Origin of the sequence: Oceanobacillus sp. FSL H7-0719 (genome assembly GCF_045040795.1) — a bacterium.
Classification (GTDB): Bacteria; Bacillota; Bacilli; order Bacillales; family Amphibacillaceae; genus Oceanobacillus.
Genome location: NZ_CP150301.1, coordinates 792,290 through 817,104 on the forward strand (window position 1 = coordinate 792,290; position 24,815 = coordinate 817,104).

31 protein-coding genes are annotated in these 24,815 nt (G+C 33.8%); 15 read left to right on the forward strand and 16 right to left on the reverse strand.

Annotated elements, in window-relative coordinates:
* Nucleotides 1-82: 82 nt before the first annotated feature.
* The 16 genes from NST93_RS04050 to NST93_RS04125 form a co-directional block, all read right to left on the reverse strand.
* Nucleotides 83-613: a hypothetical protein gene (locus tag NST93_RS04050; protein WP_405101439.1), complete on the reverse strand. Its 531-nt coding sequence runs from the start codon at nucleotides 611-613 to the stop codon at nucleotides 83-85.
* 38 nt (nucleotides 614-651) lie between these two features.
* Nucleotides 652-2,061, reverse strand: a complete 1,410-nt coding sequence (locus NST93_RS04055; RefSeq protein ID WP_405101441.1) for a hypothetical protein — start codon at nucleotides 2,059-2,061, stop codon at nucleotides 652-654.
* A 48-nt stretch (nucleotides 2,062-2,109) separates the two neighbouring features.
* Nucleotides 2,110-3,615, reverse strand: coding sequence for a hypothetical protein (locus NST93_RS04060; protein ID WP_405101443.1), 1,506 nt, complete (start codon nucleotides 3,613-3,615; stop codon nucleotides 2,110-2,112).
* 17 nt (nucleotides 3,616-3,632) lie between these two features.
* Nucleotides 3,633-5,417, reverse strand: coding sequence for a terminase large subunit domain-containing protein (locus NST93_RS04065; RefSeq protein WP_405101444.1), 1,785 nt, complete (start codon nucleotides 5,415-5,417; stop codon nucleotides 3,633-3,635).
* A 2-nt stretch (nucleotides 5,418-5,419) separates the two neighbouring features.
* On the reverse strand, nucleotides 5,420-6,322 hold the full coding sequence (locus tag NST93_RS04070) for a hypothetical protein (RefSeq protein ID WP_405101446.1): 903 nt from the start codon (nucleotides 6,320-6,322) through the stop codon (nucleotides 5,420-5,422).
* A 369-nt stretch (nucleotides 6,323-6,691) separates the two neighbouring features.
* A complete protein-coding gene (locus NST93_RS04075) occupies nucleotides 6,692-7,291 on the reverse strand; it encodes an ATP-dependent Clp protease proteolytic subunit (RefSeq protein ID WP_405103750.1) in 600 nt (199 codons plus the stop codon).
* 129 nt (nucleotides 7,292-7,420) lie between these two features.
* Nucleotides 7,421-7,672, reverse strand: a complete 252-nt coding sequence (locus NST93_RS04080) for a hypothetical protein (RefSeq protein WP_405101448.1) — start codon at nucleotides 7,670-7,672, stop codon at nucleotides 7,421-7,423.
* A 56-nt stretch (nucleotides 7,673-7,728) separates the two neighbouring features.
* Nucleotides 7,729-8,988, reverse strand: a complete 1,260-nt coding sequence (locus NST93_RS04085; RefSeq protein ID WP_405101450.1) for a hypothetical protein — start codon at nucleotides 8,986-8,988, stop codon at nucleotides 7,729-7,731.
* Nucleotides 8,989-9,210, reverse strand: coding sequence for a hypothetical protein (locus NST93_RS04090; RefSeq protein WP_405101452.1), 222 nt, complete (start codon nucleotides 9,208-9,210; stop codon nucleotides 8,989-8,991). It lies immediately after the preceding gene.
* 49 nt (nucleotides 9,211-9,259) lie between these two features.
* Nucleotides 9,260-9,424, reverse strand: coding sequence for a hypothetical protein (locus NST93_RS04095; RefSeq protein ID WP_405101454.1), 165 nt, complete (start codon nucleotides 9,422-9,424; stop codon nucleotides 9,260-9,262).
* A gap of 131 nt (nucleotides 9,425-9,555) precedes the next feature.
* On the reverse strand, nucleotides 9,556-10,206 hold the full coding sequence (locus tag NST93_RS04100; RefSeq protein ID WP_405101456.1) for a PhoH family protein: 651 nt from the start codon (nucleotides 10,204-10,206) through the stop codon (nucleotides 9,556-9,558).
* 4 nt (nucleotides 10,207-10,210) lie between these two features.
* Nucleotides 10,211-10,489, reverse strand: coding sequence for an HU family DNA-binding protein (locus tag NST93_RS04105; RefSeq protein WP_405101458.1), 279 nt, complete (start codon nucleotides 10,487-10,489; stop codon nucleotides 10,211-10,213).
* A gap of 164 nt (nucleotides 10,490-10,653) precedes the next feature.
* Complete coding sequence (locus NST93_RS04110; RefSeq protein ID WP_405101460.1) at nucleotides 10,654-11,445, reverse strand: hypothetical protein; 792 nt, start codon at nucleotides 11,443-11,445, stop codon at nucleotides 10,654-10,656.
* A 1-nt stretch (nucleotide 11,446) separates the two neighbouring features.
* Complete coding sequence (locus NST93_RS04115) at nucleotides 11,447-14,230, reverse strand: RNA dependent RNA polymerase (RefSeq protein WP_405101462.1); 2,784 nt, start codon at nucleotides 14,228-14,230, stop codon at nucleotides 11,447-11,449.
* Nucleotides 14,231-14,251: 21 nt separating this feature from the next.
* On the reverse strand, nucleotides 14,252-15,133 hold the full coding sequence (locus tag NST93_RS04120; RefSeq protein ID WP_405101463.1) for a GIY-YIG nuclease family protein: 882 nt from the start codon (nucleotides 15,131-15,133) through the stop codon (nucleotides 14,252-14,254).
* Between the two features lie 37 nt (nucleotides 15,134-15,170).
* Entirely contained in the window at nucleotides 15,171-15,356 is a 186-nt protein-coding gene (locus tag NST93_RS04125; protein WP_405101465.1) for a hypothetical protein, read from the reverse strand.
* A 461-nt stretch (nucleotides 15,357-15,817) separates the two neighbouring features.
* On the opposite strand from NST93_RS04125, the gene NST93_RS04130 reads away from it, so the two are divergent.
* The 15 genes from NST93_RS04130 (at nucleotide 15,818) to NST93_RS04200 (ending at nucleotide 24,813) form a co-directional block, all read left to right on the forward strand.
* Complete coding sequence (locus NST93_RS04130) at nucleotides 15,818-16,108, forward strand: helix-turn-helix domain-containing protein (RefSeq protein WP_405101467.1); 291 nt, start codon at nucleotides 15,818-15,820, stop codon at nucleotides 16,106-16,108.
* Nucleotides 16,109-16,251: 143 nt separating this feature from the next.
* Nucleotides 16,252-16,449, forward strand: a complete 198-nt coding sequence (locus NST93_RS04135; RefSeq protein ID WP_405101469.1) for a hypothetical protein — start codon at nucleotides 16,252-16,254, stop codon at nucleotides 16,447-16,449.
* A gap of 15 nt (nucleotides 16,450-16,464) precedes the next feature.
* Nucleotides 16,465-16,683 (forward strand): hypothetical protein, encoded by a 219-nt coding sequence (locus NST93_RS04140; protein WP_405101471.1) that lies wholly within the window; start codon nucleotides 16,465-16,467, stop codon nucleotides 16,681-16,683.
* Nucleotides 16,680-16,904, forward strand: a complete 225-nt coding sequence (locus NST93_RS04145; protein WP_405101473.1) for a hypothetical protein — start codon at nucleotides 16,680-16,682, stop codon at nucleotides 16,902-16,904. Before NST93_RS04140 ends, NST93_RS04145 begins: the two co-directional genes overlap by 4 nt.
* 299 nt (nucleotides 16,905-17,203) lie before the next feature.
* Complete coding sequence (locus NST93_RS04150) at nucleotides 17,204-18,406, forward strand: FtsK/SpoIIIE domain-containing protein (RefSeq protein WP_405101475.1); 1,203 nt, start codon at nucleotides 17,204-17,206, stop codon at nucleotides 18,404-18,406.
* Nucleotides 18,396-18,971 (forward strand): replication-relaxation family protein, encoded by a 576-nt coding sequence (locus NST93_RS04155; protein WP_405103752.1) that lies wholly within the window; start codon nucleotides 18,396-18,398, stop codon nucleotides 18,969-18,971. The genes NST93_RS04150 and NST93_RS04155 overlap by 11 nt, the downstream gene beginning before the upstream one ends.
* A 194-nt stretch (nucleotides 18,972-19,165) precedes the next feature.
* Complete coding sequence (locus tag NST93_RS04160) at nucleotides 19,166-20,206, forward strand: tyrosine-type recombinase/integrase (protein WP_405101477.1); 1,041 nt, start codon at nucleotides 19,166-19,168, stop codon at nucleotides 20,204-20,206.
* Between the two features lie 554 nt (nucleotides 20,207-20,760).
* Entirely contained in the window at nucleotides 20,761-21,444 is a 684-nt protein-coding gene (locus tag NST93_RS04165) for a hypothetical protein (protein ID WP_405101479.1), read from the forward strand.
* Between the two features lie 269 nt (nucleotides 21,445-21,713).
* Nucleotides 21,714-22,247 (forward strand): NUMOD4 domain-containing protein, encoded by a 534-nt coding sequence (locus NST93_RS04170; RefSeq protein ID WP_405101481.1) that lies wholly within the window; start codon nucleotides 21,714-21,716, stop codon nucleotides 22,245-22,247.
* Nucleotides 22,248-23,130: 883 nt separating this feature from the next.
* On the forward strand, nucleotides 23,131-23,271 hold the full coding sequence (locus tag NST93_RS04175; protein WP_405101483.1) for a hypothetical protein: 141 nt from the start codon (nucleotides 23,131-23,133) through the stop codon (nucleotides 23,269-23,271).
* Between the two features lie 81 nt (nucleotides 23,272-23,352).
* Nucleotides 23,353-23,565, forward strand: a complete 213-nt coding sequence (locus tag NST93_RS04180; protein ID WP_405101485.1) for a hypothetical protein — start codon at nucleotides 23,353-23,355, stop codon at nucleotides 23,563-23,565.
* A gap of 28 nt (nucleotides 23,566-23,593) precedes the next feature.
* Nucleotides 23,594-23,899 (forward strand): hypothetical protein, encoded by a 306-nt coding sequence (locus NST93_RS04185; RefSeq protein WP_405101487.1) that lies wholly within the window; start codon nucleotides 23,594-23,596, stop codon nucleotides 23,897-23,899.
* The gene (locus NST93_RS04190; protein WP_405101489.1) at nucleotides 23,892-24,185 is read left to right on the forward strand and encodes a hypothetical protein; all 294 of its coding nucleotides are present in this window, start codon (nucleotides 23,892-23,894) and stop codon (nucleotides 24,183-24,185) included. The genes NST93_RS04185 and NST93_RS04190 overlap by 8 nt, the downstream gene beginning before the upstream one ends.
* A gap of 12 nt (nucleotides 24,186-24,197) precedes the next feature.
* Entirely contained in the window at nucleotides 24,198-24,485 is a 288-nt protein-coding gene (locus NST93_RS04195; RefSeq protein WP_405101491.1) for a hypothetical protein, read from the forward strand.
* 91 nt (nucleotides 24,486-24,576) lie between these two features.
* Nucleotides 24,577-24,813, forward strand: coding sequence for a hypothetical protein (locus NST93_RS04200; protein ID WP_405101493.1), 237 nt, complete (start codon nucleotides 24,577-24,579; stop codon nucleotides 24,811-24,813).
* Nucleotides 24,814-24,815: the final 2 nt, after the last annotated feature.

Genomic DNA, 24,815 nt, shown 5'->3' on the forward strand with positions numbered 1-24,815 from the left:
GTTTATTAAAAATCCCTACTAGTCCCATGATAAACTTGCTGTACTATCAGTTTTTGATATTATAGACAGATTTTCGGGATTATTAGGGCGTAGTTACGATTGGCTCAAATGGTAATTTTTCCAATCTAATAACTGGTACATCAAAGCGGTAGTCTACGTCATCCTCAGAACCAACCACTAAGAATTTGTCGATAGCTTGAGCATAATCCTCATGGTCTCCATCATGAACAATGAATTTCTTAGTTGCGGGGTCGAAGTGTGCGCTCTTACCGTTTACAGCTTCACCAGAAAATGCAGATGTTTCAAAACGTAAGCCTTCGTCAAGATAGATGATACGTGCCATTTCACCTTCACCGTTGTAGAATTCATCTAGATTTTCATCCATGTAGCGACGTTCAGGTGATGCGATTAGATAACCTTTTTTTGTTACAGCTGAAAGTGGGGAAGCAGTACGTTGACCCTCTGCGTTTACACCCAATTCCACAATCAAAAAGTTATCGATATCCTCAGTGACTTTTGCACCGTGAGCTAGTGTACGGATTTTCCACGAATTTATATTGCCCACGACATGCTTTTCATAGTTATTAAACGATTTAATTTTCTCTGTTGCCATTATTAATTTCCTCCTTAAAATTTTACCTTTTTATAATTTTATTTATAACGGCTATCAAAATCAGTTTCTAAATCAACTAAATTCTGACGCTTGTTATTTAATTGAACAATATCTTTCTTCTCATTAACCTTGTCGTCTTTCAATACAACTAAATCAACCAACATTGAGTTTAATTGAGTTACAGCAGTCTCATCGTCAATAGATTTCTCAAGCAAGCCTTGAACTTCTTCAGATTCAAACCTCTCACTAGCACCTAGCGCAGAAAACTTAGCTGAATATAATTCCTTCTTTTCTTCGAGCTTTTCTTCAAATTGAGCCTGTTCAAACTTCTCCTTATAATCTTTAAGACTATCAATCTCTTCGCTGAGGGAAATAAGTTTTTCAGATGCATCATTTAACTTTGTTTGAATAGCTTCTTTTTCGTTTACAACTGTTTCTTTTTCAGAATTTAATGATTGAATAGTTTCTTCCTTGGTCGCAATCTCTGCTTGTAATTGCTTAACCTCTTCTAATTCAACCCATTCTGTTTTCTTCATTACTGCAACTTTAGAATCAAAATCGATAGCGATCTTGTCATCTTCAGACTTTGAATAATCAAGCTTAAAAGTTTCAGATTTATAGTCGTCTTCAGTTACAGTATCAATATCTACGATAAACTTACTTTCATAGACATCTCTAATCCATGAGTATTGATTTGCTTCTAACGTCTCATCGAACGCTCTATATAAAGCTGTACGAGTATCATTATGAGACAGTTCGAATACCTTCTTAAACATTTCAGGCATTTGTTCGTCCTCCTTTTTATTACTTTGATCCATTGCTTCTGCAACGAGTCTTGTTAATTTTGACACATCATAAGCAGGCTCAACTTTATCGTGCTCACCACGCTCTTCTGAATTTAAAATCGCATGACCTTCATAGATAAAGTTTAATATTTCCTCAACACCTTCTTTGACGTGATATTCATCATATAAAATTTCCATACTTGAAGAAACAGTGATTCCATTATCTAACCATTCTTGCAACAATCCTACGACATTAGGGAATCTTGAAGACCACAATATGCCCTTGCCAGCAACAACTTCTTGAGTATCTCCATTTTCATCTTCAACGGTTTTTATATATGCAGGCTCAGTAAATACACCAATGGGAGTTGTTTTTAATTCTACATAATAGCTTTCACCGTCTCTCGAAGTGCCGAGGGTAGCTTCATGTGAACCCAAAGCGTCGTCATTAGAACCCGGCTCAGAATTCTCATAATACTTTGCAACAATAGGCATATTTAATAGAGAATCAAACGCTTTTTCAGATGTTTCTTTAGACATGTATGTATTATTTTTAGACACATCGAAGTCGTGTAAAATAAATTCCACTTCTTTTTTAGATGGATTCTCCGTATTAGAGATGGAATTAAGTTGAATATCAAATAGCGCTGTTTTCCTTTCCAATAATTCTCACCTCCTTCAAATGGTTAAAAGTGTTATTTTAGTCAACTACTAGCTGTCATTCTTGCCACTACTTTTAGTAGACTCTCCTTCATCAGTTAAATCACTTTGTTCTGGAGCACCAGCTTCATCACTGCCACTCATAACGCTAGATTGTAAGTAAGGTTTAACACGCGAATGTAACTTAAGCTCATCTGTTTCATAGAGAGTTTGCTCCAAGTATTGCTCCCAATCTACATCGGAAAGTTCGTCAATTACATGCTTTATACTCCAGCCCTTGTCATTTAACTTAACTAGGATATCAACTTTTTCTTTAGTTGTGAGAGGTTGCGTCTTATCATATGTAATTACGTAATTATCCTTTTGACCATTTGGCAATATTAGATTAACCATCTTTTGGTACATATCTGAATCAATTTGCTCCAGTAATACAGCTATGCGCTTATACAAAATCTCTAAATTTACTTTTGATGACGCATGGTTTCCCCCTTCTCCGTGGGTTATTGCACCAGATAGTCCTAAGCTCGCGTTGATATCATTGTTGACATGCTCAAACTTCTTACCATCTAATCCATCCGCCTTTACGTCAGGGAAGTCTAGCTTGGCAAATTCAGGGAGGGAGACGACCGGAACACCTTCTTTGGATGCAGCTTCCAACGCTTTACGGACACCGCTAAATACTTTCTTCTTTAGGTTCTTATTTAATGCAATGTTGCCGTATTTCTCTGGTTCTTTCTCATTACCAATTGTCAGTATGGCAATCGCATTAATGATTTTATTAGCAATAGCACGTTCGACGTTTTTCATTTTACGCTTATGTAATACGTCAAACATTGCAGAATTTGCCCAACCGGTACCTAGTCCTTGATTTCTTTTTAATTTATGGGTATGGACAACGAACGTTCTTTCTTGTGGTAGCTCTATATGCTTGCTAGCAGAATCACTATTGCTTTTATAATTGTTATACATTTTTTCAGTCACATACGGTGATAAATTATCGAACATTACTCCTCTGTAAAAGTCACTATATTCATCCAACAATCCCAAATCGAAACGGACAACCCAATCACCGTTTCGACGATGAGCGGGGAACACCTTGGTAGGGTCATCAAATATATAAGGATGTATATTACCTTTATTTCCTAGCCAAATACCTGTCAAGGTTCCAGCAGTAGCAGTCTGTTTTAATACGTCTCGCGTCAAAGGCTTATGCTTAACTTTGTGCATCACTTTATTTATCTGAGATATGTAATTCTCGTGCTTATCAGGCTTATCAAATGAATTTATTTTATAATTTAAAATAGGGAGGGATTCAATTAACTCAAACATCATATGAATTTCACCAGTTGTAATATAGAAGTACTCAGCTAAGTCAGAGAGAACACTGTTATTGTCATCTGGATTAACGAAGTATCTCTGTAGTTGCTCCATACTAATTTCATTCAAAATACCATCATGGAACATCTTAGTTGAAAAGCCATCTATAAATGTAGCCATAAATTCCTGATAATCATTAAGTTGAAGTTCTGTTTCATTATCCATTACATTATCTGCCATTTATTTTCCTCCCTTCGTTAGAAGTATATGATTTCATCATCTTCATCTATTTCATTCGGATCAGATAGTAATTCTCTTTCCAGTAGGCTTGCAACGTGGTTTCCGTAACTCGCACTACTATATCTATCTTTACGTTTAGAACCTTTCTCTTTAAGCTTGATGAATCCACTTTCAGTTCTTTCTCCCTCTAGGTTTACCATTTCATTTATAAGAGATGATGTTTGAATGAACGGCTGAACCATTCTCGCCTTTGTTTCAGGCGGGAGTGCATTGAAACCTTTATACTTATTCAATGATTCTTTGGCTTCAACTTCCGACATAAGCAATCTGATTTTTCCGCGTCTTACTCCGTCTCTAAATGATATCGCACAATCACTATTAAATTGTTGATTACCCTTTATTGAGTAAATGACTGATTTGGCATCACTGTAAGTACATCTATCAGCCATCTTCTCATCGTTGATACAAGTCCACGGTTCATATTCAATATTCCTGTCTCTGTCAAATCCCGGTATGATAAGTTGATCGTACACGCCAAGACCCATATTCTGTGTATCTAATACTAAATAGTCGCAATCAAAATCATCAAACATTTGCCTAATTCGTGTAGATTGCTCATCAGTTGTTCCGCCCTCCATGCTCTCCATGTAGACGAAATTCCTATCATAACCCTTAGTGTTTGGCAATAACCTTATAACGGTGTATACGGACGCATCATTTTCTTTACCAGCCATACCTGCAATGTCACAACTTAACAGCCTAATTTCATCTGGCTTTTTATCTATGTATTTAAAATTCTTATCCCTTAACAGTCCATAGTCTGTCTTGGGATATAGCGCTATCGGAACTTTTCTTTGTTTTTCTAAATCGTCATATCTAAAGAATGCTTTCTCAGACTCGCCAAAGAACATTGCTTCCATTTCCATATAAAAACCAATTTCATCAAAATCAGATTCTGACATCTCATCCTCAACAGCTTCTCTTATTAATAAATCCTCTTTAATGGCGAGTTGGTAGGGGAGTCCTGCTAGAAAATACTTATTACCGTCTATCATTGATTTATAAAATGCTTTCAATTTATCCCATGACCAGTGAGATGTGAACCAAGCAGAAGACAGGTATACTTCTTTATTTCGCTCTTTCATATGAGAGTATTCTTTTTTATTTAGATATCTAGGACTTCTTGGCGCGGTTAGAAATTTACGCAGAACCTTATTTATTACGTTTAAGTCAACCATTCTAAATTCATCGACTATGAGTAAGTTGGCTCGCTTCGAGCGCGCTCCATCGTTACTTGCTACAATCTTTATCCAACTGCCATTATGGAATTCCACCTTTGGATCATTTGTTGAAGTCTTTAAGTCTTCTATCTCTCTCCATAAGTTTGGTGAATCTTTTCTCATATCATCTATTTTCTCTATAACCTCACGAGCCTGCCCTTTTGTACCGCTGGCAATAATTATTTTCGTGCCGGGGTAGAGGATGGCTCGAACGCAACAATAGATGGCAGTTAAAAAGGTTTTACCTTGACCTCTTGATGCAATATACATAAAATAGTGATTGTGATTCATCATAAAAATAAGGATTACTTGAAATAGTTTCAAGTGAATCCCTAGATATTCACTTACGAAACGGTGGGGATTAGCTCTATAGAAACTAGCCCATGTATTTATACCATTCATAAGTTTTTCAGATTTTGTTAGATTTTCTGTATTTTTATTGAAGTTTCTTCCCTTTGTGAATATATTAGTTCCTCTATGAGATTTATTCCTTGATACTTGGAAATTTTTATAACTAGCCATCATTAATCACCAGAATCTTCTCTAGGTTGCTCGACAGTGTATTTAGCAACCTCATCTTCATACATCTTAGAATATTCATTTTTGATACCTAGCATCTTACAAAGGTGTCCAAGGAACCATACGGAAACATATTTTTTAATCCCATCCACATCTTTCCATTCTTCATCTGGCTCAGAGATGGGTTTTTCATTCTCCCATTTCTTAATCAATGTGCCAAAGGTCGCCTGTTCGGCAGAGTTAGCTCCGGTTTCCTGGGAAGGTTTGATATTCGCAGATCCTAACAAGTCCTGAAAAGTCTTAAGTTCTTTATCTACAGATTCATTCTTTTCTCGCTTCTTCTTAATGGTAAGTCTTTGTTGCGCAGCTTCTTGGAATATTATCTCCATAGCATAAGAAGAGTCACTCTCATAAGCACCTGTAAGCTTTTCATACTCTCTCTGAAGATATTCATAATCATCCTTAGAATAACCTTGCCCCCAAAAGTCAATAAGAAATTCCATTTCTTCTTTGGTAAATTCTACCTTTTCAATATCTTCTGGACGATATCCAGTTTCCTCGCTGTCTACAGCCCCTTGCTTGTCATCGGGGTCAAATACACTGTCAGCGTATGTATCGTGCTTATTGTTGAAATTAACCAAAGAGAAGTAAGTTCCCAACGTTTCACGGCTATCCTCTTTGGCGGTCTTGAACCACTCATGATGATATGGCTTGTCCACCAATCTCAATATCTCTTTTATCGTAGCAATATTATCTTCGTCAAATGCATCTCGAAGACAGATTTTGCAGAACGGCATTTTCCCGTCGCTATGCCAATTGTGATAGCTATTATAGAATCCTTCTTTTTTATTTTTAACCTTCTCACACTTTAAACATAGTTTCTGATTTTCCTTTATTTCTATTGTCATATAGAAATCTCATCTCCTTTCAATAAAAAATAAGACTTCCTTTATTAGCCACCCAAAGCGTCCTTTGGATGACCTTAAAAGAAATCTTAACAACTCAAAAGGCGAGCGGATGTCTCCATCACACCTCTAACTGATCATAGTATCAATCGAGACACGTAAACCTTTGAAACATGTCTCCGAACAATCATCTAGACTGTCCTTGTTTTTCACCACAGTAATTGACTAGTATGTACTGTGGAAGGCTCGATATAATGTTCAAGTTCATATTTATTAACGGTAAAATATTTACAAAAAAGCGGGGAGATAAACGATACCTCATTACATTCCATTGAGGAAAAACCACTAAATTAATTCATTAAAACACCAGTTTTAGCCTAAATCTTCTACTGATCCATCGATTAAACCTAATTCTAAAGCCTGTTCATATCCGATAACCCAGTCATTGATTTTTTCTTTTTGTTCCTCTAACATTTTCTGTGTAACTTTTGAATTATTTGTAATTAAGTTGTCATAAATATTCTGCATACGTTCCAATTCTTTCTGGGTTCGCTTCATTTGAGAACCGTTTCCATCAGTCTCAGTCATTACCTCATGATAAAGTAGGCTACCTAACTCACCTAAATAACGCTTGTCACAAGCTTCCAATATTGCTAGCCCCATTGAGTATGCATAAGAATATACCAAGCCATATACGGGTGTTCTACTTCTCTTGATTGCAGTAATAATTGCTATTCCATCGTGAAAGCTTCCGCCACCTGAATTTATGATTAGTTCAATTGGATTCCTATACTCTACGTCAGCCTCATCGTCAATGAGATTAATATGTTCGATTAAGGGGATTATATTATTAAATGAGTACTGTGTTATATATTCATTTAAATAAACTTTTCGTGACGTATACAAATCTTTGTCGATTTTATCCGTCCAACTTACTTTGCTTTCATCTAATCCTTCTAATATAAATTCCATCAATATCACCGTTCCTCATTTTAATTTTGTTTATAAAAGAACGGCATCGAACGAACTTAATCGTCATACCAAATAGGGGAGGGGGAGAGGTGAGTTGCGCAATCCGCAATAACTCACCATCAATATGTGTTATCTAATTTCGTTATCAATATCATTGAGAATATCAATCTTCATGCTAACATCATTATGTAGCGCTGTCTTGAATCCTTCTAAGTGTGCATCGTCATACAAGCCTCTTAATACGCCTCTAAGCTCATCTGCTGACTCGCACTCTAATGCAATCTCTAAGTATTCATCTATTACTTGACAAGCATCACAACATCCTTCATGATGCTCATCGGCATTGCCGTCCTCGTTAGGAAAGTTAAAAATCTCAGCCATATACAATCTCCCTTTATTCCTTTAGATTTTATCGAGCTTAATTATGTATTCACATTCTAGATATAATAGATAGATTTCAAGGCAGTAGGGGAGTATTCAAACAATTGGAATCTCTTATGAGCACCTACGAAACCATTATCATCGTGCCAATCGTCGGTTTGACCACCAGTAGATAAAGTCCTAACCAGCACACCAAACTTATCTTTAGCCTTCTCAGTATGTAGATGACCTGTATGTATCTCAACTATCTTAGCTAGAGCCATCAACTTCCCAAAGTCAGATATGAAGTTCTCATGCAATCTATTAGCGCCTTTATGACCATGAGTGTAGCCTATAAAGACATCCTTCCACACATACGCTTTACGAACTTTCTTAGATGTATCAAACGTTACATCTGGGAACTTCACCTCTAAAGTCTTAACAAATGCCCATGACATAGAATCATCATGATTTGCAATAGAATAGCTTACATCAACGCTATTTGCTTCATCTTGAGCTTCATTGATTAATTCAGAATAGAATCTGAATGCGTCATCCCAAGCTGACTCCATATTTACTTGTTCGATAGGTGTTCCGCTAGACGTTTGTCCAGAGAATCCATTGTTATGCAACAAGTCTTGTCCGACTATAAAGAAAATTTTATCCCATTTTTTACTTTTAATCTTTTCTAGTATATCTAATTGAATTTCTTTGTAAAATTCATATGTATTTACACCAAAATGCAAGTCATACAAGGGTATTTCAAGGAGGTTCTTACCTTCAGTTGTAATAACTTTCCTATGTATAGGTTTAACTTTCTTATTGGCATCTTCGAGAAATTTATCATAATCAAAACCTTGCCTTAACGGCTTGACAGTTAATTTGCTAGAATATAGAGTCAGAGTTCCGTCTTTTTTATTATGTTGATTCCATATACTAGATTTAGCTGATGTAATTTCCCATTCTTTAGAATTATACCCATGAGCAGAAAGTAGATATTCTGGATTTTTTGATTCTTCTTGAGACATTGCTAGCAATCTGTCACTTCTATGTGAACCATCTCCAAGTATTTCAGTTGTCTCTTTATACTTTAATTGTCCACTTGAATCCTCAACGATTTCTTTCTCAAATAGGTCAGGATTATCATCATAAACTTCCTTATATCCATAAGAAAGTTTTCTTGTATGATCGCTTGATTGACTTAATCCTAGTATCTGATTGATCTCAATCCAATCCAAGTCTATATCCTTATTGAGTTTAGCAACACAGAGTCTAACTTTATAATTAATATCCGTCTCGTTAACCCTTCTTTGAAGATTGTCAGGTAGTAAACTCATTTATTCACCATCCAACTCTTCGCCATCTAAAGATTCACTAACTTCAGACCTTTTAATTGTAATTTCAATTTCATCACCATTTGCGCTTAACTTTTCTAAAGCTTCAATGATACTAAACTCTACGCCAGCCGTTTTCTTGTTAGTTGAAATGATAGAAACCTCTTCACGATTATATAAACCTTTTTCTTTAAACTCTTTATTTTTAGTAGTTTTGTAAGCCATAGTTTTATTGCTCCTTTTGTTCTCTAATTTTATTTATAAGAAATATTATTTAACGGTTATTACTCAGTATCTCTTTCTTTTGTTCGACAGTTTTAATACCTAACTCACTTTCAATGGCAGCGATTGCCACTCTAATTTCATCATGGTATCGTCCGTTAAGTTGACTAAGTATGTTTAAATACTTAATAAGTGAATCTAATCTCTCATTGTTCATCTTCATCATCATCCTTTTTGTTTTTTTGTTTTATTAGAAGGGCATGTATCTCACATTTAATAAAATAGCTAGATAAACAGTCTAACTACATTTCACATATCGAAAGACGGTCGAAAGTGAATGACTAATATCTAAATTAATTCGTCCGCATCATTAGCTAAGCGTCCTCTGAAATTCCAATTTAACTCACAAACATGTGCATATTCTTTCTTCTTAAAATGTTCTATGTATGGTGCGAAACCACTGTCTTGTGGTCTATCTAAGTCAATCTGACCAGTGTGACCAATCATAATTACCGTACAATCATCGTGAATTCTTGTTAAAATTTTTCTGAGTTCTGATTTCGTAAAGTTTTGAACTTCATCCAAAATTACAACTTTATTCTTTATATTAGTTCCTCTGGCGAACACATGAGACTTAGCCTCAACCCATGTATTTCCTTGCTTTTCATTATCAATATTATCTTCACGCTTAATCACTCTGTCAGGATCTTCATTAATCTCGAGTAGGGCATCCTTTAGTGGCTGTGTATATTTAGCCTCTTTTTCCTCCACGCTTCCCGGAGTAAAACCTAAAGAGCTTTCTTCCACTGGACTGAAAACATAAAGCAACTCTTTCCCTATGATTCTCGCACAGGCTACTGCAAGAGTTGTTTTGCCAGTCCCGCTACGCGCATTCACAATTGTTAATTGATTATCAAAAATTGAATCTACATATTCTCTCTGTTCATCTGTTAGTTTATCTGCGTATCCGAATAATAAGTTGTCCTTTGGTAGTGGCATAGGCTTATGATTCCTTTACGATATTTTTAAGCTTCTGCGCTGGCTTGAAAGCAGGGTACTTGCTTGCCGCAATATCAATCTCTTCTCCGGTTTGTGGATTTCTTCCTTTGCGCGCAGCACGTTCACGTACCTCAAAGTTTCCAAATTGAAAAATCTTCACAGGCTCACCTTCAGTTAAACTATCCTTAATTGTTTCCAATACTGAATTTAATGCAACCTCAGCATCTTTCTTAGTCATTTCTCCGCGTTCTGCAATAGCAGTAATAAGTTCTGTTTTATTCATTTCTCCATCAATCTCCTTTTGTATTTTATTGTTATGTAAATTAATTCTGTTTGTACCAACTTTTAAAAGAGGTAATTATTCATTGCTACCGTACTATCCTCTTCATATATACTCTTTTCCGGGAGGAGCTAAACTCCTTGTGCGCCAAGGGTTACAAGATTTCTCTATTTTCCTAAATGGTAATACTTTTTGTTTTGTTTGTTTTTAACATCTTTAGAGCATTCTCCGCAATACTTGGTTCGATTCGATTTAACTTTAATCGGAACACTACACTCCTTGCACTCTTTGACATTTTTAATTCCGCAATATAAGTCATAGTACAGTCCCATAGCCTCAAAAACCTTCACTTCAAACGCAATACTGTTATCTTCGGGGATGTCATACATGTACAACAATTTTATCTTACCGATCAAATCTTCTATAATCCCATTGTCATTAAGGTAATAATTAACATCAGTTGTCTTTTGATATCCATACTTCCTAAATTCACTTCTGTCGATTCCTAGATATCCCATGAGCTTACCTAGTAATGTATCATATAAAAAATACTCATTATTTGGATCTTCGTCTTTCTTAATCATCCATTTAGCTTTATTTAATTTAACTTGCACAATATATCCAAACAATATCTTCCTACATAAGTAATCAATATCCAAGTTACCAATATAATCTAATTCCGCCAGTGTGATAGGGACGCTATCTATGTCTATTAATTTATTTCTCTTGTTCGACGAGTATGTTATGACTCTATTTATTTCCTTATAATAATGAACTCTATTGAATCCCTCAATATGTTTTTGGCATATCTCATAAATTTTTTCCTTTCTTTCTTTGGGCAGCACACCTTTGTCTCGATAGTATAAAGCAATTAATCTTAATTCATATGCTATGTATTTTGAACTAAATCCATTTTTAATTACATGTTCAGCATGTTCTGTCTGTTTGCATAAAAACAATCTATATCTCGACCTTTCTAATTTCGTATTTATTATTTAAGTATTCTAAGCTTCCATCTTCGTTAGGGTGGGGGACATAATAGTGGTCTACATGCTGCTTAATATTCTTAAAGATTTGATTTCCATAAAGATTCCACAATATATCCTTATTGTACTTAAATTCATCTGCGTAAAACATATATATCAAGTGATTTACTAACTCTTCAGTATTGGAACACACTTTATTCATTTCTTCTTTAAACTTGTCGTATCCGCCCTTGATAACTAGATACGTTTCATCATCAAACTTACTTTTTGACGCGTCCTTATTGATGGATATATACTTACCTAACACACTTCTGTATTTGTTGTATGTGTTGATTATTTCTTTATATTTTTGTTCGTCAATTTCCTCAAAACTTCCACTCATAAGCATTCTGTAGTCTATTTCTTCTTCCTTTTTAACTATTTCTTTAATTTCAAAGTCAACAGATTCAATGTATCGACACAGACTATTCATCACGCTGTCGCTGTTAATAGTAGGGGAGTACTTATTAAATTTCTCTAGAAAATCTTTTTGTTCTTTAGTCTTACGGTTTTTACTTATTAATTCGCCCAAAGTAATCCCAAACCTTTGTTGTGACGATGTGTCATACTTACTATAGTGACTTCTGTATTTCTTCTTTGTATCAGGATACAGATATGTAAAGAAATAAGGGTGTTTATCTAACATAATACTATTCTCTAATTCTTTTCTCTCTCTAATTTCTTTAGGGTCATCTTCGTTTATTTTTTGATACTGTGTCCACGGTTTTGGAATCCCTTTGACTTTCCTTCCAATCTTAGCCTTGTCTATTTGAGCCGATTGGAGCTTCGTACACATTCTTATTCTATTGAGTGTAGCACTATATTCTTCAGTTCCTTTTTCTAAATCGGTCAATAAAGCATATCCACTAGTTGACTTATTTGTTATCGAACCTATGATTGAACCAAAACTGAATAGGTCAGCATTATACAATAAGTCTTCGGAATTTTTATCTATAATTTTGGGGTCTGTTTTAGGTGGATCATATACGACCGGCAGCTCGTCCCTATAAACACCTTTGATTACTGTCTCATCTGATGTAGTAGCTAGAATATCATAGTCAAAATCTGAACCCGCATAATTTACTGTCTCGCTTCCATGTATATTTAAAATAATTCCTGTATAGCAATATTCATACCACTTATTTAGTCTTTCGTTATTTACTAAGTCTAAAACAACATGCTCACTTCGATATGTGAGGGGAGATCGCATTGAATCTACTGTTTTAACACCTTTTTTATTCCAATAATTAGAATAGTATTCGCCTTTACCTAGTAAGCCTGTAACTTCATCTTGACCACATATGTGCTGCATTTGTGCATAAGGGTCAGATACAATGACCTGAAAGTTTCCATCAACGATTATATCTCCTAGACAAGCTCTCTCTATTTTTTTCTTCACCATGTTATGAATCTTACGTTTTATGTATTTATCACTAATTAAATCAGGAAATAATATAAGTGACTTCAGCCAATGCTTATCGCTCTTATTCATCAACTTATCCGTACTATTACTATCTACATTTTCCCCCAATAAGAATAGAATCGTATAATGAATATTATTGTGACTAATCCCCGCAATCCAATCCACAAACTTCTCTGACACTTTTTCTATATCGCTTTTATCTAGGTTTAATGTTTGCATGAATTGATAGTTCATTGTTAAGATATCTTTATCTTTTTTAGGAGTGAATAGGGTAACGCCCCACTCTAATTTATTTTTCTCACAATTCTTCTCGTAAGATTCTTGCGAGTCCCATGAATCCCATAACTTTGCCTGACTTTCTGATAATATAACATCAATATCTCTTAAATCAGCCGTAACTGGATTCCCGCACTCATCTTTGTACGATGTATTTATTATGTATTGTCCTCTGTTTTCCGTTTCGCAAAATCTCTTTATATCAAAAGTGCATAACATCCCCTTAGTGTAATTCTGCCTTATACACCACTGGGCTGGTATATAATCTAAACCCAGTTCATCAGCCCATTCTTTTGCTTTTTCAATACTAATTAAACCTTGACCGTCAAATCTGTCAAACATTTCCGTAACTGATTCAACTTTCATTGTATCATCTTCATCCCAGTTGTCATTCTCAGTAACCTTATGGGCATCAAATGTTGTCGGGCTTTCGTAGTCTGGAACAACGCAAAATCTTGGGGTGCTTACTACTTGAGTGCTTGATCCAGCCAATCCTTTATAGGCGTTGAATTTACTTGGTGCAATTGGTTTATTTTTGTTCCTGCCGTTATCCAGTCTCTCGTGTAAGATTTCCGCCGTCTCATCTTCAACAAATGTGACCGTCGAAACCCTTGCTTGTGATGCCGAAGAATTAAATCTAGAATATGTTTTACCATTAATCTTTAATTTATTCTTATATAAGTGTCTATAATGTGCATTGCTTTCGATAACTATCGTTATGTATTCTGGAATATAGAGAATATTATTTATTTCATCTTGCAGCTCCTGTATTCTTTTTGCATTACTTTCAGAGTGCTCATATTTCTTTATCCTGTCTCGCTGATTATGCAATTCTTCCAAACGTTTATAATCAATTGTACGTTTGTTGATGTCTCTTATAGATCTTAATATTTGACTATCGAACAGTGCTATTACTTCATTATTTTCTTTTGCCTCATCAAAGGTTAGGCTGATATCATAATCGAACTCTTTTAACCGAGATGAATGGAATTTAAGTGTAAAAAATTGTCTACTTTGCAATAAGTATTTCCTCCCTGTGAATTAATTCCGTTTATTTAACTCATTATATTCTCTTTTGGTTAATGATTTAAATTTATAGCCACCATAGGTATCGCCTGTCTTCAACAACCTGTCAAAATGGTGGGGATATATATAGTCTTCTTTAAATAATGTACTTTTCGAAATCCATCCTCTTGCATCACTTTTATATTCAAATTTTTTGATCAATTTACCTTTGTTATAGACGGCGATGTGTTTTTTATACTCTCTAGATTTACTATTACTTCTACTCTTATTACCTTTGAACTTAGAGTTCGGACATTTTTCAAGACATGCACTACACCTTTTTTGAGTATTGTTACTGCCTACGAACATGTCGCCACACACAATGCAAAATTTTTCATTTTTATGCCTATAAGGAACACTCCTAAAGGTAAGCTGTCCTTCATTCCTCTTTTTAAATGTCTTTTTTATGGTTTCACGCGAATGCCCAGACCATGACACTGCTTCTTCAATGGATTCAAATATCATCCCATTGTTTATACAAACTACTTTTATCATATTTTCTCTATTAATACTGTTTGATGTTTCTCCACCTTCAATTAAATTGTAATAGTCATCGCTCCTAACTGCATCATACACGTCTATCCATTCCTTTTCCTTCTCATTTAATTCTTCTTTTGTGAAAGAGACATCCACTATATCTTTGGTGAAGTTGTCTCTCCCGTACATCTTTTTAGCTACAGATAGGTGTTTTCCACCTCCGGTATAAGTCCGCCATCTCCCTCTGTCATCAAATTTCTTTTGGCCGATATATCTTTTACCATTTATCAAATTAGTTATTATGTAAATAAATCCATATGGTTCTTTTATATAACTTACCTCTCCCCAATTTAGATTATTGGTTTTATAAATTGACTTCAATAACCGTTTCCTCCCATGCTAATATGCAGTTGCTCGCTTATCTATTCGCCAAGTATTCATATAAAGTCCAGTCAAAACAATCCTCATCTTCAATCTCTTCGCCAAATGGATTTACGCTACATCTAAATTTTAATTCTAGAACGTCATCGATATTATTGTATTCGAGCACAATGCTTGATTCATTAATATCTACCTCCATATTTTGTTTTAATTCGTTCGTCATAATCTTAAATATCCTCCTTCTGTAGTTTAATTCCGTTTATATTATTTTTAAAAAACTAGGCTTTAAGTTTAGCCTATGTATGTATTATAATTCTGTTTATACGGAAAGTCAAGGGGTATTTAAAATTATTTTATTATATTTTTATTTACTCATCATAGAATAAGAAAAGAGTAGACTATAAGCCTACTCACGCGTCTTTTCCTTTATCAAATAAGTCGTTCAATTCATCTAAAAGTATATGTTCATCTTCATCTCTTGGATCAAACATCATTTATCTCCTTAATTTGTTTTGCTATTATAATTTCCATTATGAAAGGGTGGTATACATTAAATTTGAAATAGAATTAAACGAAGATACTGTAGAAAGGATTCAACAATTGGTTAATTTGGAAAATCATCTAAATAAATCCTTCCGAAAAGATGACTTCTATTATATAGAGGATTTTATCAGGGGAGCAATCATGATTAATCTAAGCAGTTTTGAGGGGAGTCCTAAGTCTTTGATTAACTTTAGTGGTCTAGGCGATCCAAACAATCAAATTAAATATCATAACAAATTTAAAGAAATAGCTGCATTAAAGAATGTTTCACAAAGAGATGTATCGAGAATTACTGGGATCAATCCATCTAATTTAAATCAGATATTCAACAACACAAACAAATCCAATCCACGTTTGGATACATTTTTAAAGATATGGATAGTGCTGGGTTGCCCTCCGTTAAATAAGTGCTTATACAGAGTTGAGGATTAGGTTAGTTCCTAGTCCTTTTTTATTTGTTTAAAAACAAACAGAATATTTGTAATAAGACAAACTCTATGCTACATAGATTGTAACTAGATAGAATGATTTAAGGTTAGATGCTATTTAAAAACAATATAAAGGGGGTGTTTACAATGAAAAGAGTAAAACTAAAATCAAAAGGGGTTGCATTTAATGTTGAGGATGTTCAACAGAAAATACTGTTTGACTATGCAAACTCTAAGAGCAATTTTAGCGCCCATATCAAAGCTTTACTTCTTAAGGATATGTTAGGTATACCAACGCACCAAAGTAGGCGTGACAGGGCTGTAATTGACTATTTTAGAGACTAAAAGGAGGTTGTTAATGTGAGCTATGTAAAACTAAAAGAAAGTGTATTTAAGGGGATTGGAATTACTGAAATGTTTTATGCTTTTGAGGATGAGAAATATCCAATTACCATCTATGACCATTTAGAGGTAGTCAAATATGTTAATAAACTTATGCTAGTAAGAACTTTATACGGTCATGAGCTATGGATTGATGCAGAATATATCACGAAAATTAAGAGGGAGGAAGTGCAATGAATTTTCACGATGATATAACGAAAGCATTTACACCTCTATCAAGGCATGTCCATAAAGAAGACGCTGACTATAACGAAACAATGAACCAATACATGTACATGTTCCACGACGATGATGACATCTATCATTATAAACACTTTGGGGATCGCAGCTATTTAAAATTAAACTCATATGGGGAAAGTGTAGGTGGAAACTTAAATAATTGGAGGGATTGGATATGATTATCCTCGGAACAGTTGGAATTACACTGGTTAGTCTAATGGTGTTGGAGGATAAAGGTAGGTTAAATGTAAATCCTTGGCTATTAAAAACTTTTATGTATACCTTATTTTTTAGTGGAGCTATTTATTGTGTATGGAAGATGGGGAGCACACTTTATCTCTTCTAAGATTGTTCTCACCTTCGTTCCCGGTGGGAATTTAAGTGGGAATCTTGTACTCCCCTAGAGTATCATACGTTTACGCTTGTACTTTTATGTCTCATATTTTCGAAACTTTATATCTTATTGTGAGGTGTTTCTATGTTATCCGAACTTGGTCTTTCATTCATCTTGTCTGCTGGAATTTTATCAACAATCAGAACTAAGGGAATGTCTGATAAGGTTAAAATAGATAAAATATTTGAGCATACGAAGACTTGGATTGTTACAGAAAAAGGAAATAAAAAGAAGCCTGTCTTTATTAGAAAAGAAGAAATTGGTGACACTGGAACAAAATATGTTTACCGACTACCTTTGGGCTTACCTTCTAAATTATTGAAAAAGCTAAATGAAAATATTGGAATTTTTAAAGATGGATTACACAAAAATGTTGAGGTTGAGTTTGATGGAGGTATGCTGCATATCAATGTATATGAGGAAGATTTGCCTGCAAAGTGGGATTACAATGAGTTAATTCCTAAGTTAAAGGAAGGGTCTTGGAATATTCCAGTAGGTAAGACGTTTAAAGGGTTGATTTACCATGATTTCGATAAGATACCACATTCTGTTGTTGGTGGTACAACACGCTATGGAAAAACTGTTTATTTGAAAGGGTTAATAACCTCTCTGATATTAAGTAATCCAAATGACGCAGAATTTTATATTGTTGATTTAAAAAGAAAACTTGAATTTAATAGGTATGAAAATTTAAAACAGGTTATAAATGTAGCCGGAACTCCCGATGAAGCCTTAGAAATGTTAAGTGATTTGCATATTAGAATGGAAAGTATGATGGATTATTTTAGAAAAAATGGGTTTAACAATATCGTTCAGACTCCAATCAAGAAAAGAATGTTCGTTATCATAGATGAGGCAAATAGACTTGTTCCAGAAAATAGCAAAGATAAAGTAAGAATTAGTATTAAGCGCCATTTGGAGGACATTGCCTGTGTTATGGGTGGATTAGGAGTAAGACTTATATTTTGTACCCAATATCCAGTTGCAACAACATTACCTCGTGACGTAAAACAAAATAGCGATGCTAAAGTTAGTTTCCGTTTACAAAATAAATATGCAAGCGAAGTTGTGTTAGGAGAAGAAAACAGTCATGCAGCTGAGTTACCGGACATTCAAGGGAGATGTATTGCTATTCATGGATCGAATTTGCTAGAAATGCAAACTCCTTTAATTACAGACGAACAAATGACTGAGCTACTATCTCCCTATGTAGAAAATGGAAGGATTGAACAAATTGAAGAACACAAACATTCTGATGATGTTATCCAAATTAGGAATGTTGAATAGGAGACAGATACAGACATTATGCAATACGCATGGTAAAAGAAGAACTAATTATATACTTCAAAATCTATCCCCCTATATTGACCACTTAGAGCACCCTTATGGACGCATATACAAATTGAATCAAAAAGGAATTAATTTAATTGGCGAAGGAAAGCTACTAAAGTGGGGCAATGTGAATCATCGCTTACTAAGAAATGATGCTTATATTTATTATCGTCCCAGCGAATGGCAAGCCGAAGTTGAGATGGAATATAGGAATATTATGATTACACCTGATGCATTTTTTAAAAGTGGAATGACATACAAATTTTTAGAGGTAGATATTACCCAACAATGGTATAAGAATCTAGAAAAGCTAAGTAATTATGCAAAGATGAGAGATGTGGGGATATTTCAAAAACAATATGGACACTTTCCCTTATTGGTATGGGTTGTAGAGATTGAATCAAGAGTAAATAAGATAAAAAATGAATGTGCAAGATTAAATTTACCGTGCGAAGTTTTTACGTCAAGTCAGATTAAAGATATATCAGAGAGAGTGGAAGGTATTAGAATATCAATTTAAGCCATTTACAGCCATGTGGTGAGCTTTTAATTAGTTGTGAGTGTAATTCATTATAATTAACTCAAGTCTTCACCACATGGCTTATTTATAAATGAAAATAAATGCGTAATATTATTCCTTTTATATATTGACATTAGATTAATTTGTCTATATAATAAATTTAAATAAGACATTTATAAAAGGAGATGCTTTAAATGGGAGAATTAATTAGCTTTAAATTAAAGACAGGATTTGAACATATTCAATTTTTCCTAGATGGATTAGAATCAGAGAGTACACGCTCTAGTTATGAAAATAATATACGAATGTTTGTAGAATGGAAGTGGAATATTCCAATTGAACACATTCAGCCTAGTCATTTCAATAGCTTGACTTATACAGACACTCAGAAGTTTAGAAACCATCTTAGAAGGAAGTACACTGCCAATACGACAAATAATAAAATGGTTTCATTGTTTAGTTTATTGTCAGAATTAAATAAGATACAGTCTGAAACAGGTGAGTATCTATACGATATCAATATTGATAAAATTAGAACTAAGTCATTAAGGGTTACTGATGTTAATTCAAGTGGTGACATTACATGGGAAGAAGTTGATGAATGGATTGAACATTTGAAAACTAACCCGATAAACAACTCAAAGAGGAAGTGTACATTTTTACATCTAGCTAGGGTCACTGGTCTGAGAAAAGAAGCGCTAGCAGAGTTAACTTACCGTGATTTGAGAAAGAATGGCAGTGTGTGGCAACTAAAGTCTACACTAAAAGGTAAAACAAGACTAGTTTCAATTAAAGATGAAGATGTGCAGATGTTATATGATATACGAAAAGATGAAACGGATAAAGATGAAAAGATATTGAAGTTAAGCAGCAAGACAATGGAAAGGACAATTGCATATCTCAAGGAAACTTTTGATATTCCAGAAGAAAGAAATGTTACTGTTCATAGTTTACGCGGACTATCTATATACGAAGCATACTTGTCATCTGGGAATGATATTTTAGTTGCGCAAGCTCATGCCGGACACAGTAAGCTAGAAACTACCTATGGATATATTAAATCTAGAAATGATGTAGTTGAGCAACCTTCATTGTATATGGGGAAGGAATTTAATGATGAGAACGTTGAGGGGTTGGACGCTGCTGATTGGAGTAAGATTTACGGAGGATTGAGTCGATCGGCTAAATATGAAATTGAAAAGAGAATTAAAGAATTAGGGTTGCTTGCAGAATAATACGTGAGCAATCTTTTTTCTTATTGAATAAACAGAAAATATTTGTTGACAAATAATATAAACATAATTATAATGCAAATATAGACATTTAATACGAATATAAATAAAAAATAATCGCTCTTTTATTCTATGCAAATTTTACACTTGGCTTTTGCCAAAAAAGGCATGTTTTACTGTTTTTTCATGCTCAAAGTACAACACATAGAGGGGAATAGCTCAAAACATTGATAGAACAAGGGTTATAGCGGTTTAAGGGAGGATGGTTACTGTTATTCTATGCAAATTTTTCTTTTTGGAGGTGAAAATCACTGTTTATTTATGCTCAAAGTACAATATATTAATTCTATATTATCTTTATTTATTAATACTATATTATTCTCCAACAATTTATTTCACCTTTTCAATTCTTTCAAAGGTAGAAAAAATAGTTGTTTATAGATAACTTTATTTGTTGTTGGTTGGTGTATTACATATTCATACTTTTGTTGTTGCTTATAAATATATAAATAAAATTGAGGAGTGGTTGGTTGTTTACATTTTCGAAGAAGACTACGTTGATTAATGCAAATTGGTTTGTGCAAGACGGGAAGAACTATTTTAAAAATGAGGGTGGTGATAAATTACTGGCATTATATTTAAATTTGCAGAGGTTTATACGCTATGATCAGTTTTCATTCAGGGAGGATATGTTTTATTTTACATCTATCAATCAAATATATAAGTCTATAAATGAGTATGGACGAGTAGCTGATGTGGACTCCATTTTTATGTTGTTGAAGAAATTAGAAGAGTTATCTATAGTTAAAATTGTTTCACATCCTAATTTTGAAACTAGGTTTAAGAGCAACTTATCTAATAAGGAATTATTAATAATTCAGGATTTAGACTATATGCGTTCTAGATTCTACATGCATGTTCCTTTAGACGTTATAAAACATATGCTAGATAATAAACTTACATATAAGCACGTTGCATTGTTTTTACTAATGAATAAGTGGACAAATAACAATGAAGAAAAGTGTTTTGTGAGTGTAAATAAGCTTGCAGACTGGATCGGTTATAGTAATAAAACAATATTAAAATACTACGGAGATATGAATAGGCTGGGAGTTATGGCTAGTCATAAGCGTAGAGATAAGGATGGACATACTTTTTATGAGCATTATTTATTAAGAGATATGGATACGTATGATGAGTTTAAGAGTGTGCATAAAACAGCAATGAATAAGTATAAGTAGATTTCATTTGAGGTTAATATTAAGCTGTCAGAATTACCATATTAAAAGAGAAAAAGCAAAAGGTACGTTTTTGACACTATATATAATATAACAATAATTGATTTTACATCAACTTTTATAACAATTGTTGTTTGCATATAAATATACACTTACTGTGCCTGTATATAATATGTAGTGTCAATATCATACCTTTTAGAAATATTTCTTGTTTATGGCTTACTTTTTACTTTGAATATAAACGTGATTAATTTGCAGGAGAGGTTTTAATTATGAATAAGGGTAAAATTTGGAAGGATATCAAAGGCTATGAGGGTCTTTATCAGGTTAGCAAGTGGGGTAGAGTAAAAAGTTTAAAAAGGAAGAATCTAGCAGGGACATATATGAAAGAAAGAATGTTTGATGTATATCCTAATAATCAAGGATACTATATGGTAAAGCTAAGTAAAGAGGGGAAAGGAAGGGATGTGAGCGTTCATAGACTAGTGGCTGAGACGTTTATTCCAAACCCCGACAACAAGCCGCAAGTAAATCATATTGACGGAAATCCGATGAATAATAAAGTTACAAACTTAGAATGGGTAACGCCTCAGGAGAATATCGATCATGCTTGGGATACAGGTCTAAATAAGAATAGAGGTGAAGCACACTCTAACGCTAAGTTAAATGAAGAAAAAGTGAAAGAAATAAGGAGCCTACATAGATTAGACATCTATAGTGTCAAAGAGTTGTCAGAGAAGTTCAAAGTCTCAATTGGAGCAATTTATAATGTAATAAGTTATAGAACATGGAAACACATTAAATAAAACCAGTTTCGAACGGAGTCAAAATCGGCTTCGTTTTTCTTATTAAAAAATTAATAAAGCCATTGATTCTATTGAGTTTTGGGCACATTTCACAGAGGATAAACACCTTATACTTCGTAGAAACCCTGACGTGGAGCGTGTTTTGAGTATTTTTATGAGTCGAAATCGTTAAATTAGCAAAATATCATTATTGACGGAAGCATTAAAATCGTTGATAATACTGGCTTTTAACGAAGCGCTCTCGAGCCGTTTGCGAGACGAATTGGGGTGAAAAATGAATAAAAATTAGATTGGATAAATTTGGGTGAATGAGATGATAAAATAGGAAAATGTGAAAAATATATGTGGTGTGGAAGTGGAAGTGCTAGGCTGTTAAAATGAAAAATAGACAGACTGCCAAGTTTTATTATATCCCCCCCATCCCAGCGATGGCAAGGCATATCCCCTTGTCTTATAATGGTCATTATGTAGACAAATAATAATAAAGGGAGGGAATGAAGCTAGATGCAGCTATGAAATATGTTAGCGGATCAGTAATGCAGCAAAAGGGAAGATAATAGGAGGGAAAGGCTGGGCGCTTGTGTAAATTTAATTGTAAATGTGACACGGTGTCATATCGTATAGTAACATGGGACAAAACTTCAAAGACTTGTTATAACTGTTATAGTCAATATAGAACAGTTGCGCCAGATATCTTGTCTATTATGATCCATTAAACTGTATCACTAAGGATCAATCCATATATATCTATCCAGCACATTATAATTTATTTAAATATAAACAAAATAATTATACAAAATGTATTGACTTACTATACTTAGTTAGGTATAATATAATTAAGAGTTGAGGAACACATAATAAAATTAAAGGAGACTGATACAATATGAAAAATGCTAATTGGTACTATGCAGAGTTTGACAGAGTAGAGGATCAAATAAAAGCAGCATCTAACGATAATGAAAAGGCAAAGCTTGAAACGTATCTTGATAAGCTGCACGATGAGTTTTATGAACTATCTAATTAATTTGTTATATGTTAGCGGGAAATAACTTTAATCGGTTGTTTCCTTCTATAGATAAAACAAATTAGAAAGGAAGTGATCCACATGAAAGAATGGTTTAATGTAGAATGTGATCTTTATATCCACAAGGATAGTATAGTCAAAATGGAAAATGGTGAGGAAGGCATAGGCTATAAAACTGTATCAGATGCAGCCAAACATGAGTATGAATTAATCAGCAAACGCAATTTCCAGCCTGTCACAAGCAAGTATACATTAGATGATAATAGTTATAATGTAGTTTTTATTAATAAATAACCAATATAAAAGGGAGATGTTATGTATTATGTTAGTCAATCAAATGGAATTAGAAAGTTTGTTAGATAGTCTCAAATACGGTCACGGTAATATCATAAGCAAGAATGATAATTATGTATTAGTAAAGCCAATGAACACATGGGATACAAATTATAGGCTTTACGACTTAGAAGAAAAAGAAACATATCTCATTGACTTTGGAGACGTACAGAGAAATATACACGACTTAGAAGAGTATGGCGGAATATTATTCGATGATCTTGTTAGGCTAGATATTGATATGGTTAAAGAAATAGCATGGAAAATTGAAAGGGAGGAAAGCAATCATGTATAAAATTGTTATAGATGCCACAAACATTCAACGATCAATATATAAGCAATGGCAAGGCAGCGGATCATTTAAGCGTTATGCAAATACTAGAAAAGCAAAGCAATATATTACTGATAAACTAAACAGTATCATACAATCAGATAGTGTCGCTCATTATGACATCAGATTAAACGACTATACTATAACCATATACTTTCACGATTATATTACACAAGAAGAATTATTATCAATCTGCAATAATGAATTAATATCAAACGATATCTTTGCCCATGTAGATGTAGCAATATAAAGGAGTGTATACATGAAAACGATAATGTTAACACTATTACTTAGCAGTCAATTAGCTATCAGCAGCAATCAGCCATTAGAATGTATTACTACAGATCTAAACGAATACGGCTTTGCAGCAACAGATGAAAATGTAACGGAATATGTATGCAAAAATCCTATGGATCATGCAGAGTTTGTCTTGGTAGATGAAACTATGTTTCCAGACTTAAAAGTTAATCAATCACTAAAAGTATACTTTAATCATGGCGATATAATAAATGTAAAATTAAACGACGACAAGAATATGAGCATATTATAAATAAACATAATTATTTTTCATAAAAAGCTTGCAATGTTATACTTAAATTGGTATAATGAATATAGAAAGTTAAAGAAGGGGAGCGAACAAAATGACAAGCATTATCGATCAAATTAAAATAGAAGGTTATCAAGAGGGCAGCATACACATGATGGAAAAAGTTTTCCAAACACATGAAATAGAAGCAATTGCAGCAGAAATGAATATTGATCTATCCAGCAGCAATCACGGTTTAGCAAGTTATTATAAACATATTAAGACAGTAGCACAATCGGCAACAGAAGGTGCTGCATGGGTAGAAGGTGGAAAGCTTCATTTTGAATGGTAATA

Excerpts from the sequence above, each read along its gene's own strand:
- NST93_RS04180 (WP_405101485.1), top strand. The coding sequence starts at position 23,353 with ATGAAAGAATGGTTTAATGTAGAATGTGATCTTTATATCCACAAGGAT.
- NST93_RS04160 (WP_405101477.1), top strand. The coding sequence starts at position 19,166 with ATGGGAGAATTAATTAGCTTTAAATTAAAGACAGGATTTGAACATATT.
- NST93_RS04080 (WP_405101448.1), bottom strand. The coding sequence starts at position 7,672 with ATGGCTGAGATTTTTAACTTTCCTAACGAGGACGGCAATGCCGATGAG.
- NST93_RS04090 (WP_405101452.1), bottom strand. The coding sequence starts at position 9,210 with ATGGCTTACAAAACTACTAAAAATAAAGAGTTTAAAGAAAAAGGTTTA.
- NST93_RS04175 (WP_405101483.1), top strand. The coding sequence starts at position 23,131 with ATGAAAAATGCTAATTGGTACTATGCAGAGTTTGACAGAGTAGAGGAT.
- NST93_RS04065 (WP_405101444.1), bottom strand. The coding sequence starts at position 5,417 with ATGGCTAGTTATAAAAATTTCCAAGTATCAAGGAATAAATCTCATAGA.
- NST93_RS04095 (WP_405101454.1), bottom strand. The coding sequence starts at position 9,424 with ATGAACAATGAGAGATTAGATTCACTTATTAAGTATTTAAACATACTT.
- NST93_RS04125 (WP_405101465.1), bottom strand. The coding sequence starts at position 15,356 with ATGACGAACGAATTAAAACAAAATATGGAGGTAGATATTAATGAATCA.
- NST93_RS04105 (WP_405101458.1), bottom strand. The coding sequence starts at position 10,489 with ATGAATAAAACAGAACTTATTACTGCTATTGCAGAACGCGGAGAAATG.
- NST93_RS04145 (WP_405101473.1), top strand. The coding sequence starts at position 16,680 with ATGAATTTTCACGATGATATAACGAAAGCATTTACACCTCTATCAAGG.
- NST93_RS04100 (WP_405101456.1), bottom strand. The coding sequence starts at position 10,206 with ATGCCACTACCAAAGGACAACTTATTATTCGGATACGCAGATAAACTA.
- NST93_RS04185 (WP_405101487.1), top strand. The coding sequence starts at position 23,594 with ATGTTAGTCAATCAAATGGAATTAGAAAGTTTGTTAGATAGTCTCAAA.
- NST93_RS04050 (WP_405101439.1), bottom strand. The coding sequence starts at position 613 with ATGGCAACAGAGAAAATTAAATCGTTTAATAACTATGAAAAGCATGTC.
- NST93_RS04070 (WP_405101446.1), bottom strand. The coding sequence starts at position 6,322 with ATGACAATAGAAATAAAGGAAAATCAGAAACTATGTTTAAAGTGTGAG.
- NST93_RS04085 (WP_405101450.1), bottom strand. The coding sequence starts at position 8,988 with ATGAGTTTACTACCTGACAATCTTCAAAGAAGGGTTAACGAGACGGAT.
- NST93_RS04200 (WP_405101493.1), top strand. The coding sequence starts at position 24,577 with ATGACAAGCATTATCGATCAAATTAAAATAGAAGGTTATCAAGAGGGC.
- NST93_RS04150 (WP_405101475.1), top strand. The coding sequence starts at position 17,204 with ATGTTATCCGAACTTGGTCTTTCATTCATCTTGTCTGCTGGAATTTTA.
- NST93_RS04155 (WP_405103752.1), top strand. The coding sequence starts at position 18,396 with ATGTTGAATAGGAGACAGATACAGACATTATGCAATACGCATGGTAAA.
- NST93_RS04170 (WP_405101481.1), top strand. The coding sequence starts at position 21,714 with ATGAATAAGGGTAAAATTTGGAAGGATATCAAAGGCTATGAGGGTCTT.
- NST93_RS04190 (WP_405101489.1), top strand. The coding sequence starts at position 23,892 with ATGTATAAAATTGTTATAGATGCCACAAACATTCAACGATCAATATAT.
- NST93_RS04060 (WP_405101443.1), bottom strand. The coding sequence starts at position 3,615 with ATGGCAGATAATGTAATGGATAATGAAACAGAACTTCAACTTAATGAT.
- NST93_RS04135 (WP_405101469.1), top strand. The coding sequence starts at position 16,252 with ATGAAAAGAGTAAAACTAAAATCAAAAGGGGTTGCATTTAATGTTGAG.
- NST93_RS04195 (WP_405101491.1), top strand. The coding sequence starts at position 24,198 with ATGAAAACGATAATGTTAACACTATTACTTAGCAGTCAATTAGCTATC.
- NST93_RS04075 (WP_405103750.1), bottom strand. The coding sequence starts at position 7,291 with ATGGAATTTATATTAGAAGGATTAGATGAAAGCAAAGTAAGTTGGACG.
- NST93_RS04130 (WP_405101467.1), top strand. The coding sequence starts at position 15,818 with ATGATTAATCTAAGCAGTTTTGAGGGGAGTCCTAAGTCTTTGATTAAC.